General features: G+C 69.3%; 18 protein-coding genes. 9 read left to right on the top strand and 9 right to left on the bottom strand.

Going from position 1 to position 16,775, the window contains the following annotated elements; all coding sequences use genetic code 11:
• From E6R60_RS14630 to E6R60_RS14620, 3 genes are all read left to right on the top strand, one after another.
• Positions 1–1,119 (top strand): acyl-CoA desaturase, encoded by a 1,119-nt coding sequence (locus E6R60_RS14630; protein ID WP_136326981.1) that lies wholly within the window; start codon positions 1–3, stop codon positions 1,117–1,119.
• A gap of 330 nt (positions 1,120–1,449) precedes the next feature.
• On the top strand, positions 1,450–1,710 hold the full coding sequence (locus E6R60_RS14625; RefSeq protein WP_136326980.1) for a hypothetical protein: 261 nt from the start codon (positions 1,450–1,452) through the stop codon (positions 1,708–1,710).
• A gap of 369 nt (positions 1,711–2,079) precedes the next feature.
• Positions 2,080–3,537 (top strand): serine/threonine protein kinase, encoded by a 1,458-nt coding sequence (locus tag E6R60_RS14620; protein ID WP_136326979.1) that lies wholly within the window; start codon positions 2,080–2,082, stop codon positions 3,535–3,537.
• A 327-nt stretch (positions 3,538–3,864) separates the two neighbouring features.
• Here the strand turns inward: E6R60_RS14620 and E6R60_RS14615 are convergent, their stop codons facing one another.
• The 4 genes from E6R60_RS14615 to E6R60_RS14600 form a co-directional block, all read right to left on the bottom strand.
• Positions 3,865–4,203 carry a MerR family transcriptional regulator gene (locus tag E6R60_RS14615; RefSeq protein WP_136326978.1) on the bottom strand — a complete coding sequence of 113 codons (339 nt, stop codon included), beginning with the start codon at positions 4,201–4,203 and terminating at the stop codon, positions 3,865–3,867.
• 944 nt (positions 4,204–5,147) lie between these two features.
• The gene (locus E6R60_RS14610) at positions 5,148–5,750 is read right to left on the bottom strand and encodes a DUF6328 family protein (RefSeq protein WP_240802554.1); all 603 of its coding nucleotides are present in this window, start codon (positions 5,748–5,750) and stop codon (positions 5,148–5,150) included.
• A gap of 273 nt (positions 5,751–6,023) precedes the next feature.
• On the bottom strand, positions 6,024–7,091 hold the full coding sequence (locus E6R60_RS14605) for a glycoside hydrolase family 43 protein (RefSeq protein ID WP_136326977.1): 1,068 nt from the start codon (positions 7,089–7,091) through the stop codon (positions 6,024–6,026).
• Positions 7,092–7,390: 299 nt separating this feature from the next.
• On the bottom strand, positions 7,391–7,897 hold the full coding sequence (locus E6R60_RS14600) for a TspO/MBR family protein (RefSeq protein ID WP_240802553.1): 507 nt from the start codon (positions 7,895–7,897) through the stop codon (positions 7,391–7,393).
• Between the two features lie 154 nt (positions 7,898–8,051).
• Here E6R60_RS14600 and E6R60_RS14595 point away from each other — a divergent pair, with 154 nt between their 5' ends.
• From E6R60_RS14595 to E6R60_RS14585, 3 genes are all read left to right on the top strand, one after another.
• Positions 8,052–9,056, top strand: coding sequence for a YdcF family protein (locus E6R60_RS14595; RefSeq protein ID WP_136326976.1), 1,005 nt, complete (start codon positions 8,052–8,054; stop codon positions 9,054–9,056).
• 238 nt (positions 9,057–9,294) lie between these two features.
• The gene (locus E6R60_RS14590) at positions 9,295–9,861 is read left to right on the top strand and encodes a DoxX family membrane protein (protein WP_240802552.1); all 567 of its coding nucleotides are present in this window, start codon (positions 9,295–9,297) and stop codon (positions 9,859–9,861) included.
• A gap of 189 nt (positions 9,862–10,050) precedes the next feature.
• Complete coding sequence (locus E6R60_RS14585) at positions 10,051–10,563, top strand: hypothetical protein (protein WP_136326974.1); 513 nt, start codon at positions 10,051–10,053, stop codon at positions 10,561–10,563.
• A 369-nt stretch (positions 10,564–10,932) separates the two neighbouring features.
• Here E6R60_RS14585 and E6R60_RS14580 read toward each other — a convergent pair whose 3' ends face one another.
• The 3 genes from E6R60_RS14580 to E6R60_RS36690 form a co-directional block, all read right to left on the bottom strand.
• Positions 10,933–11,226 carry a DUF1330 domain-containing protein gene (locus tag E6R60_RS14580; RefSeq protein WP_136326973.1) on the bottom strand — a complete coding sequence of 98 codons (294 nt, stop codon included), beginning with the start codon at positions 11,224–11,226 and terminating at the stop codon, positions 10,933–10,935.
• Between the two features lie 382 nt (positions 11,227–11,608).
• Positions 11,609–12,466: a PhzF family phenazine biosynthesis isomerase gene (locus tag E6R60_RS14575; protein ID WP_136326972.1), complete on the bottom strand. Its 858-nt coding sequence runs from the start codon at positions 12,464–12,466 to the stop codon at positions 11,609–11,611.
• Positions 12,454–12,750: a hypothetical protein gene (locus tag E6R60_RS36690; RefSeq protein ID WP_168713602.1), complete on the bottom strand. Its 297-nt coding sequence runs from the start codon at positions 12,748–12,750 to the stop codon at positions 12,454–12,456. Before E6R60_RS36690 ends, E6R60_RS14575 begins: the two co-directional genes overlap by 13 nt.
• A 586-nt stretch (positions 12,751–13,336) precedes the next feature.
• Between E6R60_RS36690 and E6R60_RS14565 the strand changes: the two genes are divergently transcribed.
• The 3 genes from E6R60_RS14565 to E6R60_RS14555 all read left to right on the top strand — a co-directional run bounded on the left by E6R60_RS14565 (position 13,337) and on the right by E6R60_RS14555 (position 15,258).
• The gene (locus E6R60_RS14565; RefSeq protein ID WP_136326970.1) at positions 13,337–13,705 is read left to right on the top strand and encodes a helix-turn-helix domain-containing protein; all 369 of its coding nucleotides are present in this window, start codon (positions 13,337–13,339) and stop codon (positions 13,703–13,705) included.
• Positions 13,706–14,021: 316 nt separating this feature from the next.
• On the top strand, positions 14,022–14,411 hold the full coding sequence (locus tag E6R60_RS14560; RefSeq protein WP_168713600.1) for a hypothetical protein: 390 nt from the start codon (positions 14,022–14,024) through the stop codon (positions 14,409–14,411).
• 184 nt (positions 14,412–14,595) lie between these two features.
• Positions 14,596–15,258 carry a DUF4230 domain-containing protein gene (locus E6R60_RS14555; RefSeq protein ID WP_136326969.1) on the top strand — a complete coding sequence of 221 codons (663 nt, stop codon included), beginning with the start codon at positions 14,596–14,598 and terminating at the stop codon, positions 15,256–15,258.
• A gap of 255 nt (positions 15,259–15,513) precedes the next feature.
• Here the strand turns inward: E6R60_RS14555 and E6R60_RS14550 are convergent, their stop codons facing one another.
• Both E6R60_RS14550 and E6R60_RS14545 read right to left on the bottom strand, forming a co-directional pair.
• Complete coding sequence (locus E6R60_RS14550; protein ID WP_136326968.1) at positions 15,514–16,296, bottom strand: phosphotransferase; 783 nt, start codon at positions 16,294–16,296, stop codon at positions 15,514–15,516.
• 77 nt (positions 16,297–16,373) lie between these two features.
• Positions 16,374–16,682 carry a hypothetical protein gene (locus E6R60_RS14545; protein ID WP_136326967.1) on the bottom strand — a complete coding sequence of 103 codons (309 nt, stop codon included), beginning with the start codon at positions 16,680–16,682 and terminating at the stop codon, positions 16,374–16,376.
• Positions 16,683–16,775: the final 93 nt, after the last annotated feature.

Genomic DNA, 16,775 nt, shown 5'->3' with positions numbered 1-16,775 from the left:
TTGACCGCCATTGACCCCACCGCCCACCTGACCGCGCAGCAGATCGAGGAGCTGGGCCGCGAGCTGGACGCGATCCGCGACGAGGTGATCAGCAGCCGCGGCGAGAAGGACGCCGCCTACATCCGTAAGGTCATCGCGGCGCAGCGCAAGCTCGAGCTGGTCAGCAGGGGCGTGCTGCTGTTCTCGATCTTCCCTCCCGCGTGGCTGATCGGCACCGCCGGTCTGTCGGTGGCGAAGATCATTGACAACATGGAGATCGGCCACAACGTCCTGCACGGCCAGTGGGACTGGATGCGGGACCCGAAGATTCACTCCACCAGCTGGGAGTGGGACCACGTCTCGCCGTCCGAGCAGTGGAAGCACTCGCACAACGAACTGCACCACACGTACACCAACGTGATCGGCAAGGACAACGACCTCGGCTACGGCATCATGCGCGTCGACGAGGACCAGAAGTGGCATCCGCTCCACCTCGCCCAGCCGCTGTGGAACTTCATCAACGCCTGCTTCTTCGAGTACGGCATCGCCGCGTACGACCTGGAACTCGGCAAGAACCTGCCCAAGCACCGCCGCACGAGCCCGGAGTTCCGCGCGCGGGCCAAGGCCGTGGGCCGCAAGATCCGCAAGCAAGTGCTCAAGGACTACGTGATCCACCCGCTCCTGTCGGGCCCGTCGTTCGTCACCACGCTCGCCGCCACGTTCACCGCGAACCTGGTCCGCAACGTCTGGTCCCACTCGGTGATCATGTGCGGGCACTTCCCCGAGGGCGTGCAGGTCTTCGAGCGCCGGTCGATCAACGGCGAGACGCGCGGCCAGTGGTACCTGCGCCAGATGATGGGCTCGGCGAACATCAGCGGCAGCAAGGCGATGCACTTCATGACCGGGAACCTGTCCCACCAGATCGAGCACCACCTGTTTCCCGACCTGCCGAGCAACCGGTACGCCGAGGTCGCGGTGAAGGTGCGCGCACTGTTCGAAAAGTACGAGCTGGAATACGTCACCGGCCCGCTGCCCAAGCAGGTGTTCTCCGCGTGGCACAAGGTCTTCCGGCTCTCACTGCCGAACAAGAAGCCCAAGGTCAGGACGCCGGACCGCGCGCAGGAACTCGTCGCGGCCTGATCCCGGTACCGGGTCGGACGTTTCGGCCGCCCCGGCGCCAGCGGGTCCGGTGAGAGCCGTCGGGGACGGTGGGCGGCCGCGACGTCGGACGTACGACACGGAATCCGGACAGCCCAGCGCCCGGCTGCGCCCGAACGGAGGCAGCGACGACTCGCCCGGCACGGGGCAACTGGCGCTCAGGCGGCGCGGAAGTGACCAGCGCCCTTCGGGGCCCTGGTCGGCGGGGGCGCGTCTTGTCCGGCCGGTCGAGTTGTCCGAAGGCCGGTCTCTCGGATTCCGAGGTGGCGAGGCCGCGGTTTCGGGCTGGGGCGCAGGGGCACCCGCCCTTTCATGGACGCTATTGAGGACAACGCGGAAGTAGTTCCTACGCAGGGCGATGAGCACCATGTCGTTCTCAGCGCCGACACCAACGGGGACGGCAAGCCCGATGTCTGGATGACGGACACGACCGGTGACGGCAAGGCCGACCTGTACCAGTTCGACACCACCGGTGACGGGGTGATCGACGTGACGGTGGTCGAGGGAGCCGAGGAGCCCGGAACCGACCGGCTCGTGGTCGAGGGCGACGGTGGTCACCCGCAGGCCGTCTGAGCCAAAACCCAGGCGGGCGGCCGAAGGCCGCAGCCTCCTGCCCGGACCACCAGCCGCAGCACCCGGTCCACTTCGCGGTCCTGGAGCAACGGGCCGGGGTGCTGCCGTACAGGGGACGAGGGGCGGCTGTGGAAGCGGCCTCACCTCGCTGCCGTCGAGAGGGAAGGCATGCCCCGCGATGCCCGCGCCTCCGACGGCCGGCGCCTCTGGGCGGCACCCGGGCCTCGTACATCCGGCATCGGGAAGCGCCGACGGCGGCCCACGAGGCGGCGGGGCGTTACACGGCACTTCGCGGGTACGCGAGGTCTGAAGGTGCGTCGGGTCCGGATCACCGACTGGCGTAAGCCCTCCGACTCAGTAGGAGAGGGAATGAGGCTGCACGAATCTGCTCAGGCCACAGCTTCCCGGCTTCACGCCCAGGTGCTGGGCGGCCGGTACCGACTTGACGAGCTTCTCGGTTCGGGCGGTGTTGCGGACGTCCACCGGGGCTTCGACCTGCGGATGAAACGGCCGGTCGCGGTCAAGGTCTTTCGGCCCGATGCCTGCATCGACGCCGAGGAGAGCTGGCGGGGCGAAGCAGTGATCCTGGCCCAACTGCATCACCCGGGGCTTGTCACCGCCTTCGATGCCGGGCACCACGACGGGCGCGCCTTTCTGGTGATGCAGCTGATCGAAGGCACCACGTTGAAGGAGCGCATCACCAAGGGGCCGCTGGACCCCGCTGTGACCGCTGAACTCGGAGTGGGCCTTGCCCAGGCGCTGGCTCACGCACATGAGGTCGGAATCGTCCACCGAGACGTCAAACCGTCCAACATTCTCCTGGACTCCGCGCGGCGGCCCTACCTGGCCGACTTCGGCATCTCCCGGCCGCTGGACGCCACCACCCACACCGCGACCGGCACGCTCATGGGCACCGCCGCCTACCTGTCTCCCGAGCAGGTGCTCGGCCGGCCCGTGGGGCGGCCCGCCGACATCTACGCCCTCGGTCTGGTGCTCCTCGAATGCCTCACGGGCAGGCTCGAGTACGGCGGCGGCCCCGTCGAAGCCGCGATCGCCCGACTGCACCGTCAGCCTGCGCTGCCTTCCGACGCACCGGAACCATTCCGTGCTCTGCTCAGCGGGATGACGGCGATGAACGATCAGGACCGCCCGACGGCCCATGACTGCGCCCGCGCTCTGACGGCGTTGGCCGATACGGCACCCACGGTGGCCGGCTCGCCGGCCACCACCGTGCACCTCTTCGCCGACCCCGAGCCGGCAGACCTCACGCACCCGAATCGGCTGCTCGACAGGGACGAGAACGCCGCTCTCGGCGCACGGACACGAGGACGCACCCTTATGGCGGGCGGGGGTGTGGCGCTCGCCGCCGTCGCAGCAGTCGTATTCGCGGTCACCGGCAGCTCTGCCCCGCCCGACACCGACCGGAGCGCGACCGGGACTTCCACCGCTCCCACCGAAAGCACTCACGCTCCCGACCGCGGAGCACCGCGTGGAACGACCACACCGCCTTCGACGGCTCGGTCCTCCACCCCGCACGCTGCCGCCGGTTCGCATTCCGCCGAGGCGCCCGGGCTCACCTCCTCCTCCGCCTCCCCCGATACGGCAGGCGAGCCCACCGACGGCACCGACTCGAACGGCTCGACCCGCTCGGCTGAACCCACTCCGAGCACAGCGCCCACCACGTCGAAGCCCTCCACCGCCTCGGCCACACCCAGTGACCAGGCCACATCGGCACCGGCGACACCGAGCGCCACGGTGACCGAGTCCCCCCGCCTCCCGCCCGGCCAGGCGAAGAAGACAGAAACGGCCGGGAGCGGGGAGAGCTGAAGCACCGACTCGGTGCCACGGTGACCCTGCGGGACCGTGTCTCGTCCGGCCCGGCATCTCGTCTTCCGATCGCACGGAGCACCCCGGCCGCACACCGGCCCACCGGGCCGCTTACCCCGGCGCGGGGCTGAGTGAGGCGAAGGCCAGGATCAAGGTCGGCGGCGCGGAGCTCACCGACCCTCCCAAGGTGGGGACCACCACCGCACGTCGAAGACCCCCTCCTCGCGGGTGGCCCCGTCGTCACCGCGACTACCGCGCCCGTGCGCGTTCCTGCTCACCGGCCGGTCGGCGTGGGGCCCGCCGGTATTCCGGCGGGCGCGCAGGGCTTCAAGCCGCGGGCGGTGTGCCGGCCGACTGGCTGCCTCGGTGGGATTCGGCGTTGATGCGTCGGGCTTCCTCGAGTTGGTCCTCGAGGATGACGATGCGGCAGGCGGCCTCGATGGGGGTGCCCTGGTCGACGAGTTCCCGGGCGCGGGCGGCGATGCGCAGCTGGTAGCGGGAGTAGCGGCGGTGCCCGCCGGCGGAGCGGAGCGGGGTGATCAGGCGGGCTTCACCGATGGCGCGGAGGAAATTCTGGGTGGTGCCGAGCATCTCGGCGGCCCGGCCCATCGTGTAGGCGGGGTAGTCGTCGTCATCGAGACGGCCGAACGAGTCGTCTGCTGTCATCTGTACCTTCCTGTGGAGCACGCGTGGGAGGGGCCCTGGTGCCAGTGACACCAGGGCCCCGAAGGAACTGCTACACCATCAGCCGGCCTCGATTGGCTACGCCGGCTCTGTGTTTCCGCATACCGGCCGGGAAGAGGTCCGGGGGTTGCGGGGATCGCGGTTGCTTGACCGGAGACCACCTCACTATCGATGTTCTGCGGTACCCGGGCCCACATCGTTCACCCGGGCGATCCTGATGGCGTTCAACTCCTCCGTTCTTCCTCTGGGATCAACTACCTACTCAGCGGAAACTGCTTGCCCGCTGATACCTCGAACCGCTGGTGGCCTCTCACAGCGCCACTTCGGCAGCCAGCCCCGTCGCCCGTCCTGCGTCTGCTCTTGGCTTGGAACCCCACTGCCGAACGTCCCGGTACGCGCGCCCGCAGCCAGACGCCTTTACCGAGGTGCTGCTCTGTTCGCTGCTACGTGGTACTCGCGGCGGCCCCTGCACCTGCGGGCCACCCGGTCCGGTCGTCAGCCCCGTCGCCATCGTGCCTAACTCCGGCTTCGGAACTCCACCACCGCACCGACCTGCACTTACGTGTCACTTCCCGGCAGTTCATCTCTGCCGGGCCTGCTCGATCTCTTGGCTACGGACAAGACAATAACCCAGCAGCAACCAGATGTCTACCTCCGCCATGACAGGTTTCCTGTGATGACTGACAGCAATGTTCTGCGGTGCGCAGCCCTTGAAACGTGCACTGGGGGACATCGCCGGGAGCTGGGAGGAGCTACCGGAAGTTTCCGCCCGGTGCTCGCGTCCCGCCGATTCGCCGAGCAGGCAGGAAGGTGGTCTTCGGCGCGCGGAACGAGGGGCGTCTAGATGCTCGGCATCCAGACGCCCCTCGTGGCCCGAGCCCTCCGCGTCCGGCTCGGACGCAGCCCAGCAGCCGCTTCTCGATCACTCAGTCGACGCCACGGCCCGAGCGCATCTTGAGAACCAGGGGGAGTACGAACCAGGCCGCGGCGAACCACGCCATCACGGTGCCGACAAGTATCTCCGCCAGAAGGTCGGTGAGTACGGTGTGCAGCAGGAGAAGGAGCGTGCAGCCGATGGTCAGTGCGAGCAGGACCATGCCGCACACCATGAACCGGCCGGCGACGGCTACCACTTCGTCCTTCATTTGGGAGCCGGAAAGGAACCGGTGCAGCGCGACGGGCGCTATGAGGGCTCCGATGGCGGCGGCACCGAGGACGACGGTGACGACGTAGACACGGTGGTCGAAGTCGCCCAGCCTTTCGAACCTCTGAGTGAAGGCGACGCTGAGCAGGAAGCCGAAGAGGATCTGGATACCGGTCTGAGCGACCCTGGTCTCCTGGAGGATCTCGTTCCAGCGGCGGTTGACCCGCTCCCTGGGGTCTTCTTCCGCGCCCCGCTTCGGATCCCCTTCATCCTCCCCGGCCGGCCGGCGCGTCCCCTCCCGGCTCACACCCTCGGGCACGGACGCTCCGCGCTCGACGGGCCTGCGGCTCTCCGTGTCCGGGGGCGCGGAGTCCAGTGGCTTCATGATGCCTCCTCTCATTGGCTCTCATGTGCCCTTCTTGGACATGCTTACGCCCGGTATCTGCGGCACCCGGGGCCATGGACCGCACCGCCCGAAGCGTTCCCCGAGGTCCGGGCTCAGCGCTGTTCGCGCGGCGGGACATGTGCATGGCAGGGCGGCTGCCCGGCGCCCCGAAGGGGAGGGCGGCAGGCAGGGGTGGTACCCCTGCCGGGAACGCATCCTCACGCGCCCTCCGGACGGCTCCGGTTCCACGGACCCGCGCCGCACCCTGCTGCTCTACTCGAAGAACTTGAGGCTCCAGCCCGTGTCGGTGGTCGGGCCCGGGACATTGGCGCGGCTGTAGGTGGTGTTGCCCCACCAGGCGAACGTGCCGGTATACCAGTACCGGTTCTCCCACGCGTACGGCGTTCCCTTCGGCACCGCGTGGAACATCGAGGGGAATCGGGGGCCGGCGGGAGGGCTGGTGCTGATGTCCCCGTTGAGCAGGACGAAGCTGTGGTGGCCGGGACCGTTGACGTACAGCGTCGGGTCCCAGCCGGACATCATCGTCGCCCGGTTGGAGCCGAACAGGCAGCCGTTGGACTTGTACCAGTCCCAGACGTACGCCGGGTCGCCTCCGGGGCGCAGGCGCAGGTCGGCCAGGCAGTACTGGTCGCTCCAGCTGCCGTTGGCGGAGTACACGATGTGCAACTGCCCGTTCGGGTCCTTGATGGCCTCGGGGGCCTCGTTGATGAACGGGTTGCCCACCACCCGTTCCCAGCTCTCCCGTGGCTGGGAGATGACGTGGCGTGCGCCGGTCGGGGTGGTGGGAGTGCTCATACGCGCGAGGTAGAGGTTCTGCTCGACGTTGGTGTCACCGGCCCAGCCGGACCAGACGAACCAGCGTTGCCCACCGAAAGTGAACAGGGTGCCGTCGATCGCCCACTTGCCGTCCGGCAGGGCCAGTCGGCTCTCCCTGGTGTAGCCACTGTCCGGGCTCGCCGAGCTGATGACGTACATCCGGTGGGCTGCCCCCCGGCCGGCCGAGAAGTAGATGTAGTAGCGGCCGCTGTCCGTGACGATCTCCGGAGCCCAGACCTCACCGAGACCGGCGGCGTCCGACCACACCTGCCGGGCGGGCGCCGAGGCGAGAGCGGCCGTCGAGGACGCCTGCCGGACGGCGATGCCCCCACCGGCCGACTGCACCGATATGTAGGTGCCGCCGACCCGGATCACACTCGGGTCGGCGGCCCTGATGGTCTGTTCCGCCCGAGCCTGCTCCGCGGACGACAGGGACATGATGAGGGCGAGCACGCCGGACAACGCAAGGGCGGCGGCGCGGGAAAGACGGCCAGTGAGTTTCATGGTCCCGTTCCAAGGTCGGCCTCCGCTGCGTCACACGAGTCGGCGGCGGCGTTTACATCGATGGAAGGCGCTCTCGCAGGATTTCAATCCGTCCTGGACATGTCAATGACATCCGCAGACCGCCCGTCGTCCCCCGCCGCATCCCCATGACTCGCGAAAGCACGTCGCTCACCGCTCCGACAGCAGGTCACCCACCGCCCCCCGGACGCGCCCGAGGCCGACTCGGCCGCCTCGCGTCGGGTGCCGGGCAGCCGGGAGCGCGCGGCACGGAACGGATGAGCGCGCCGACCGACGTCGGATCAGCGCCTGTTCCGGCGTGCGAGGTCTGCGTTCAACAAGGTGGCGAACCCGCACCAAGCGGCATACGGGACCAGGGCGAGAGCAGCCGTTCGGTCGGCCTTCGCCGCGCGGGCGATGAGTTCCGCGTTGCTCACATCGAGCAGTACGGTCCCCACCAGACCGGCTTTCGTGCTGCGCATCCGGAAGAACATCCAGTTCCAAGCCGTGTTCACAGCGAGGTTCGCGCCGAGACTCACCGCCAGGGCCCCGCGCTCCTGCGGACGGGCTGCCACGAGGGCTCGCCCACCGGCCCAGGCGACACTCGCGTAGAGGGGGGTCCATACGACCCCGAAGAGCCGGGCCGGCGGTTGCCAGGGCGGCTTGGACAACGAGCGGTACCAGCGGGTGTCCGGCGCGACGGCCCAGCTCCCGAGGGCCGCCGCCCCCGTCACAGCCGCCGTGACGGCTGCGTACGTGTTCCCCCGGCCCGACGCGGGCTGCCGCTCGCCTTCGCTCATCAGCCTCATGCGTCCACCCCTACCCGCTCCCGCCGAGGTGACAGCCTGCCCTCCCCCACGTTGCCCTCCCCCACGTGGCTTCGGCTCGGGGCCCTCCCGGTCCCTCCGCGTCGATGATCCGGCCTCCTCAGGGGCGTCCCGGCCCTCCGCTTAGCATGTGCGCATGTTGGCCTACGTCCCGGCGGTCCTGATCTTCGTCGCCTTCTGCATCGGCACACTCCACGAGCGGCGGCGTTTCAGCAACGCCGTCCTGCTGGGGCTGTCGCTCATCTTCGCCGCGGCCGCCTGGCTCGCCGAACTCGCCCGATCGCAGCCGGCCACGGGAAGGGAGATCGGTATCGCCCTGCTTCTCATCGTGGCGGTGGGCATCGTCATCCTGGCCTGGTTCCTGATCTCCAACGGCGTGACGATGGTACGCAAGGAGGGCAGAAGCCCCGCCAACCTCCTGTCCCTGCTGACGGGACTCGCGCTGGTGGTCCTTCTCGCACTGATGATCACCGCGCTGGTCCTGAAGAACGACACCCTGGTGGTGGTCACCGGCACTGTGCTCGCCCTGGCCGGCTACATCGCCTTCCTGTTCGTCTGCTTCGTCGTCTACGCGTTTCTCTACGGCCGCCTCCACATCCACCGCAAGGCCGACTACGTGGTCGTGCTCGGTGCCGGTCTCATCAACGGCGCCACGGTGTCGCCGCTGCTGGCCGGCCGACTTGAGCGGGCCCGGGCCCTGCACACGAGGCTGACGGCTCGCGGCAGGCAGCCCGTACTCCTCGCCTCCGGCGGTCAGGGGCCCGACGAGACCCTTCCTGAGTCGCACGCGATGTCCGAGTACCTGATCGAACGCGGATTCCCGGCCGCCCTGATCGAACGCGAGGACCGCTCGACGACGACCGAGGAGAATCTGCGGTACAGCAAATCGATCATGGAGAAGGCCAAGCCCGACTACCGGTGTGTCGTGGTCACGAACAACTACCACGTGTTCCGCGCCGCGCTGACGGCCCGCCGGACAGGGGTCAGAGGCCACGTCGTCGGGTCACCCACTGCCGCGTACTTCTGGCCCAGCGCGATGATCCGCGAGTTCGTCGCGATCTGCCTGACGTACTGGCGCACCAACCTGGCCATCTGCCTGCTCCTCGTCCTGGGCGGGGCATGCATCTGGCAGCTCAGCTGAGCAGGACCGCCGAATATCTTGGAGCAAAGCACCCACGCTTGGAGCGGGGGTTCCGAGGGACAAGTGCCCGTCCCGGAGCCTCCTCCGTGACGCCCCTTCGCCCACGGTCGTCCCCTGGCGAGGCTGCCCGGGACACGGATGCCGGAGAAGAAGGTGAAGACTCCACCGGACAGGGCGGCCGCCGCGTGTGACACATGCTTCCAGGGGCACACGGGGATACATGGCTGTCCTGAGAAGAATGACCCGCCCGCTGTTGGCAACCCCGTTCGTCATCGAGGGGGCACGTGCGCTGCGCCGACCGCTCCCCCTCGCAGCGGGCACCGAGTCATGGACGCGGCGCCTGGGGGCCGAGGTCGACGATCCGCTGCGCGTGGTGAAACTCAACGCCGCGGTGCAGATCGGTGCGGGCGGGCTGCTCGCCCTGGGGCGGCTCCCTCGTACTGCCTCCCTCGTCCTGGCCGCGAGCCTCGTGCCGGCCACCCTCGCCGAGTACGCGTGGTGGAAGGAGGAGGACCCGGAGCTGCGGAAGGACCAACTCCTCGTATTCGCCCAGCGCCTCGGGCTGTTCGGCGCTCTGCTGCTCGGCGCGGCCGACACCCACGGCAAGCCGTCGGCGGCCTACCGTGCCCGCACCGCGACCCGGCGAGGCCGGAAGAAGGCCCACCGCGCGGCGGTGAGGGCGGGCGGACATGTGCACGCGGCGATCGACACCGTCGGCTCCGGGGCCTCGGCAGCCGCGAGCGGGACGGGACGGGCCCTTCACTCCGCCGCCGATTCCGCACGCACGAAGCTGCCTCACCGGTAGTACGTGGGTGTAGGGGCAGCCCCGCCCCGACCGGGAGCCGCCATGTGCACTGACCCTCCCGGTCATGGGTCTGATCAGCGCGTATGCGGGCAAGAGAGGTCCAGTCGGAGGGGCGGGCAACCGAGCGTCACCGCCCCGAGCAGACCCGTGCGGTCCGTGCACCATCATCACGTCGAAAGGCCACCAGCCATGCCCCCCGTGACCGAGCAGTGGGAAGACATCCTCAGCACCCGTTTCGCCCTGGGTGGGAGCCACCCTGCTGTGCGTGCCGTGGCGGCGTTCTCGGCCGAATCGGGTCTCTTCGCCACTGCGGGCCGCGAGGGCGAGGACGGCCGGCAGTTCTTCGGCGGCGGCGCCGGACAGGGAGACCGGCAGCCCCCCGTCGAAACAGACCACTCGCCGGACCGGGCGGAGATGGCGGCGCTGTGGACGGCTGGTGAGGACCCCGGCCGCCCTCCCATGCTCCGGCTCGCCGGGGCGGAGTGGCGCCGTGAGGAACTGGACCGGATCACGGACGCGGTGACAGGGACCGAACTCGACCTGGCCCTCCTGCGCGACGGGAACCGTGTGATGTGGGTAGCGAGAACCGGGCGGGGCATCTGCGTTCTCGTCCTCGTCGACGGGGATGACGAGGGGCACGCGGCTGAAGCACGTTCTCTCACCCTCGACTTCGACTCCTTCCTGGTCGGCCAGGGTTACTGATCCCCGGACCGGGGGCGCCGAGGGGCCGACGGTGTCTCGCCTGCCCTAGCGGGCGCGCAGACCCTTGCGGTCGTCGGCGCGAACGGGTCGGGGGAAGTCCCCCGCTCTGCTCCTCCACCAGCGCGACCCCGAACCCGTACGCCGCCCTGATGACCCGCATCGGGCGCTGGACCCTCGTCGCACCGACCCCCGCCCCCATCGAGGCGGACGTCCGAGCCGCCCCGCCGCCGGGGAGGAACCGTCGCCGGACCGGACATCACCGCCGGTGCCACCGGCCCGACGCCTTTCGCGAGCTGCGGCGCGCTGACGAGCCTGGGTGATCCCCGCAGCCGGCATCGTGTTCCTCCCCGACGCGGCCTCGGTCGGTCGTCAGTCGAGGCCTTCGATGATGCGGAAGTCGCGCTCGACGCCGTCGGCAAGTACGGCCAGTGCCTCCTGGTAGGCCGCACTCGCGCGTGCGGCGACCGCCTGTTCGAAGCTGTCGAACTCGATCAGGACGGTGCGCTCGGCAATTCCGGCGTCGTGTACGACGACGCGGCTGCCGCGGGAGAGCAGCCGCCCGCCCGCGGCCCTGACGGCCGGACCGGCCAGTTTGTCGTAGGCGGCAACCTTCTCGGGGTCTGCGATGGTGCGGTAGACGCTGACCCAGTAGCCCTTGGCCACGGTACCTCCTGTGTTCGGAATCGATGATCAGAAGCATGCTCGGATCCAGGGCCCGCACGCTGAGGGGTCAGCGAGCCGGCGGAAGCGGCGTCGAAGTCGGACGGCCGCCGTGAACCGGCCGGGCTGCGACCGGACGGGGCTCGGGTGAGCCTCGGCGGGCGAGGACGAACCCGAGCGGGTCGAGTCGACGACGGCTCGCCGGAAGGGCCGCGGCACGGACTGGCACGGAGAGAAGCCGACAAGTAGGTACGAGTCGCGCCCGTACGACGTGCTCGGCCATCGGCCCTGAGCCCTTGCCGCAGATGCCGCCAGACTGACCGGGCTCTCACAGGAGCAAGGGGACCTGCCGCCGACCGGCACCCGCTCCTTGGCCGCGCAGGCCTCATCGCACGACCGCGCGCACGATCGCTGCCTGGCCGCCGACTCGGATCCGCTGTCCCGTGCGGTCGCGGTGGACGGTCGCTGTGACGGTGGACGGCCTGCCGAGGTGATCACCCATGTCGACGGCGAGGCGGCGTGGGCCGGCCCCGGCAACATGGGCTGCCAGACAGGCCGTGCTGTTGGCGTTGGCGATGTCCTCGGGGACGCCGATCGACGGTGCGAACATCCGGGCCGCTGCTCGGCCGTGCCGGTCCGGGAGCGAGTAGGCGTAGCAGCCCAGCAGACCGTAGCGCTCACAGGCTGCCCGCAAAAGGGTCGCGTCCGGCGTGAGTTCGGCCAGTGCGGCGCGGGATCGGAGGGGGAGGAGAAGCCTCGGCCGCCCGTTCGACGCCACGCAGGCGTCGGCGGCTACCGCGTTCTCCGTCAGGCCGAGGCCGGCTACGACTGCCCTCAGTTCGGGCCCACCGGCGCTACGCAGGCTGACCGGGCCCGGGTCGAACGACGCCGTCAGGCCGTCGCCGTTGCGGGTTGCCCGGCCGTCGAAGCTGCGGTGGGCCGTACGCAGAGTGGCGCGGTAGTCGTGGTCGCCGCCTTCCCGTTCGGCGAGCACGGCGAGGGCGGCGAGGGTGCCGTGGCCACAGGCGGGCAGTTCGCCCTCGGCGGTGAAGAACCGCAGCGTGTACGCGGGCTGGTGACGCTCGATTCCGGTCGCGCGGAGGAAGACGGCGTGCGAGGTTCCCCACTCCGTGGGAACGCGGCGGCGCTCCTCGTCGGTGAACGCCGCATCATCCAGAACGGCGGTCGGACTGCCACCCGCGCCCTCTCGCTGACACGCCTCGACGATGGCTACCTCGGACATGACACCGCGCCGGTGGTCAGCAGCAGGGTCACGTCCGGTGCGGGCGCGCTGTGCGTCAACGCCCCGACCGGGATGAGGTCGAAGACCGTCCCGGCGATGGTGCGAACGGTGTCCGGGCGGAGGGTGCCCGAGGGCTCCAGCAGGATCCGGGAAGCGCGGGCCCGCCCCGCCCTGGGCTTCACTACCTGCTCGACGCCGGCCACCAGCCCGTTGTCGAGCGTTATCCTGCGGTCTCCGGCGGCGAGGGCCCTCGACGGCCTTTCTGACGGTCTGCACCTCGACATCGCTCTCCCCGTTCTGCTCGGTGCGCACCATCCCGCGCCTGCCCCCTCGCTCACGGCAGTGGGAATGTCCTTCCCTGCCGCGTCCTCGGCCAGGGCGGCAGCGGCGGCGACTCGTGCTGCGGCCGAGGGAAACCCGGCCGTGGTCATCTGGTCTCCAGCCATGAGTGGACGTTGGCTCGGTGGCGGCAACCGCCGACGAGCCAGCACTGACGTCCCGCTGGGCCGGTTCACAGGACCTGGAAGGTCCTGCACTCGATCTCCCGTGTCCCGCCCCCCGTCCCGCGCCACGAACAAGTTCCGAGTGATCGGTGCCACTCGGCACCGACGTCGAACTCTGGGCACCGTGCGCATCGGACCGCTCCTCCCCGCCGGCCCCGCCCCCGTCGACACGGGCGGCCGGGAACGCCTCTCGCCCAGGTCGTGGGTACACATGCCACAGCCGTCTCCTCCGTTTCGATTTCCGAAGCGGTCGCTGATGCTAGCGTGTCGGTATTCGAAGCATCAACCCTGGAGAGCTGGACATCCCGACATGGCAACACCCAGGCCTGGCAATTCTGTTCGCGGCTCGACCACCGGCCTCCCCCTCATGGCCGCACTCGATCTGTTCGGGCGGCGGTGGAGTCTGCGCATCCTGTGGGAGCTTCGCGCCGGCCCGCTCGGATTCCGCCCCTTGCAGAAGCGGTGCGACGACATGTCCTCCAGCGTGATGCGGCAGCGCCTGACCGAACTGCTGGATGCCCAGGTGATTCACCAACTCCCGGACAGCCGTTACGAGCTCACCCCGCTGGGGCAGGAGGCGCGGCGCGCCCTTAACCCCCTCGCCCGCTGGGCGGGACGCTGGGCAGCCACTATCGACCCGCAAGGGGCGAACCACACCGACGACCAGTCCGCCGGCCGCACCCCACATCCGAACGCCGTGGACGACGGGAAGCCTGAGAGGGACTCCGCGGACTGACCCACCGCGTCGGGGCGGAGGCGGGACGGGGCCGCCGGCCCCCGAGCTTGCTGTGGCTCGCCGAGCGCCGGGGTGAGGGGCGAGGCCTCTGCCCATGCGCCTCGGATTTCGAACCGATGCGTCCAGCTTGCGACAGCGCTTCGACCCTCGAAGCACACGTGGTGCGACGTCGATCGCGAAGGCGGCATGACTCACCAGAACACGGACATGGAACGCTCCGCCCTCATGTGATGGAGGGCACCAGGGCCGCTCTTCCCTTTCCAAGGGAACCGGCGGACAAAGCCAACACCGCTGCGGCACACCACCAGGAGGAACCATGTCCTACCCGCAACCGTTCACCCCCGAGGAGAGGCTCGCCGATGCGAAGGAGCAACTGAGTCTCCCGCGTATCGTCGTGATCTGCGGCTCCACCCGTTTCATGGCCGAGATGACCGAGGCCGATCTCCGGGAGACCAAAGCCGGAAGGATTGTCGTCAAACCGGGTTGCGACCTGAAGTCGCCGCACGCACTCTGGTCCGATCCTGTCGAGGCCGAGGCGCTGAAGATCCGACTCGACGATCTGCACCGAGCGAAGATCCGGCTCGCTGATGAGGTGCTCGTGGTCGGCGACTACATCGGAGACAGCACCCGAGCCGAAATCGCCTACGCCCGGTCACTGGGCAAGCCCATGCGGTTCACCCACCCCGAAGTCGACCCCGACGCCTGACCGCCGTCCGCAGGCACCCCTTGGAACGATCATCTAGCCGTCGGCCGGCCCCACGCGAGAGGCGGGATCGTGCACCGGGGAGCGGTAGCGCCCCCTCCTACGCCCTTCCTGGACCTGTTCCTCAACTCCCCTGACTCTTAAGGGTTTCCCGGGGCATTCGGAGTACAGGAAGGAGGGCCATCGGATGACGACTCCCCTCAGACGACTGCCCCGACGCATGCCCCTGTGGGCGAAGGTGGTGACTGCCTTCGTGCTGGTGCTCGTGGTGCTGTTCGCCGGAATCAGGCTGGCCGTACTGCCGGGCATCAAGAGCCTGTTCGGAACCGAGACGACCGACCGCTCGGGTCCCGCTCTCCTCAGGTCCATCCAGGACATGAGCCGTTACGACGCCGCCTCCGGGAACTTCCAGGTGGTCGTCGACCTGGAGAAGGACGCCAAGTACCTGCCGGACGCGGTTCGCGGCTCCCGCACGCTCTATGTGGGTGCGGGCACCGTGGAGGCGTACGTCGACCTCGGCCACGTCGGCGCGAACGGCGTCACGGTGAACGAGGACCGCACCTCGGCCACGTTGCGCCTCCCGCACGCGCGGCTCGGCAAGCCTGCCCTGGACGCCGACCACTCCTACGCCGTCTCCAAACAACGCGGCTTGCTCGACCGCCTCGGGGACGTGTTCTCGGACAACCCCAACAGCGAACACGCCGTACAGAAACTCGCGGTCTCGCACATCGGCGAGGCCGCCAAGGACAGCGGCCTGACCACGAGGGCCGAGGCCAACACCACCCGAATGCTGGAAGGCCTCCTGCACTCCCTGGGCTTCAAGGACGTGCGCGTCTCCTACGGAACCTGACGGCGGGCACTACGGTTCGCCGGACGCCGGCGCCCCCGCGTACGGCAAGTGCCGTCGCTCCTTCGATGGCGCACACGCAGGCCAGGACCAGAGCCAGCCGTCGGCGGCCCGCGGCATCGGCAGACCGGCCAGCGCCTGCCGCAGTGGGGCGCGTCCACGTTCCCGCAGTCCAGAGCCTCGTACTGCAGCGCCATGCCCGTGCCGGTCCTCGGCCACTTTCGTTCGTCGGCGGGAGCCAGGCACGGGCACTGACGCTCAGCCGGCGAGCAGAGCCCGCATCCACTGGTCTTCGCGCTGCTCGATGTATGCGGTGTCGTTGCGCCACGCGTCGCCGTGGCCTTCGGCCCACAGCCTTGCCCAGGGTGGGGCTCCCAGGGCCGCCTGGTCGCGCAGGAAGTCGTGCATGGAACGCGTACGGCGCGCCAGCAGCGGGACCAGGCGACGACGCTCGGGCTCAGCCAGACCGTAGGCGTCGACGAAGGCTCTCAGTCGGTCCGCCGCATCAGGGCTCTCCCAGTCCGGATGCGCGGACAGCGGGATGAACCCGTGAAGGGCGTATGCCACATCCCACAGGCGCGAGCCGGGACCTGCGGTGTCCCAGTCGATGAAGGCCCAGCCCGCCTCACCTGCGACCACGAGGTTCCAGGGGGCCAGGTCGTTGTGGGCGATGATGTCACTGCCCACGGCAGGGATCAGCGTCTGCCACTGCGCATCGGGAGGCGGCGTGAAGTCCTCCACGGCGTCGTGGAAGTCCCGGATCAGCCGTGCCACGCGAGCCAGTCGTCGAGCGGGTTCCAGCAGCGAGAACCGGTCGGGCCAGACCACGTCTCCCGGCATGAAGGTCAGGACCTCACGCCCCTGATCGTCGATGCCGAGCGGACGCGGCGCCGCGCCGAATCCTGCCTCGTGCAGGTGGGCGAGCAGGGCATGCACAGCGGGAGTCCATGGTCCGGCCGGACGGCGAACGGTGTCCCCGACGCGAACGACACCCTCGCTGACGTTGCCGCCGGACAAAGGCTCTTCCTCATCGTTCCGCATCGGACCAGTGTGTCGGATCAACCCGTCACGATCACCCTGTTAAGCGGGAGCGTGGAGTCGGGACGGAAGGGAAGGACTCAGAGGTCGCTGTCGATCCCTGTGACGGCGGGCGTTCCCAACGGTGCGTCCTCCTCCGAGAACCCCGTCTCCTGGAGGGCGGTGGATACGAGCCCCACGGCATCCAGTTCCGCCTGGTACCGGTCCCCCGCTTCGACTTCGAGGCGGATGGAGAAGGTGCCGTCCTCGTTGACCGTGAGCAGATCGAGCCCCTCACTCTCGCTCAGGTCGGTGTGCTGCCCGGCCAGCTTGCCCTCCAGAGTCGCGCAGGACGCCTCTGAAACGCCGGCGACAAAGGTTCCGGGCACAGTGATGACAAAGGTGGTCATGACAGCTCCTCACGTACGGGGTACGTTCTCGCGTATCGCTCCGGCTTCCCTGATTCTCAGAAGTTATCGAGGATCCCGCCGCGAGGCCGCTGA

Source organism: Streptomyces sp. A0642, from assembly GCF_004795105.1.
In the GTDB taxonomy this organism is placed as follows: Bacteria; Actinomycetota; Actinomycetes; order Streptomycetales; family Streptomycetaceae; genus Streptomyces.
The sequence above is the reverse complement of the archived record's forward strand: the minus strand, read 5'-3'. Positions and strand labels throughout refer to the sequence as shown.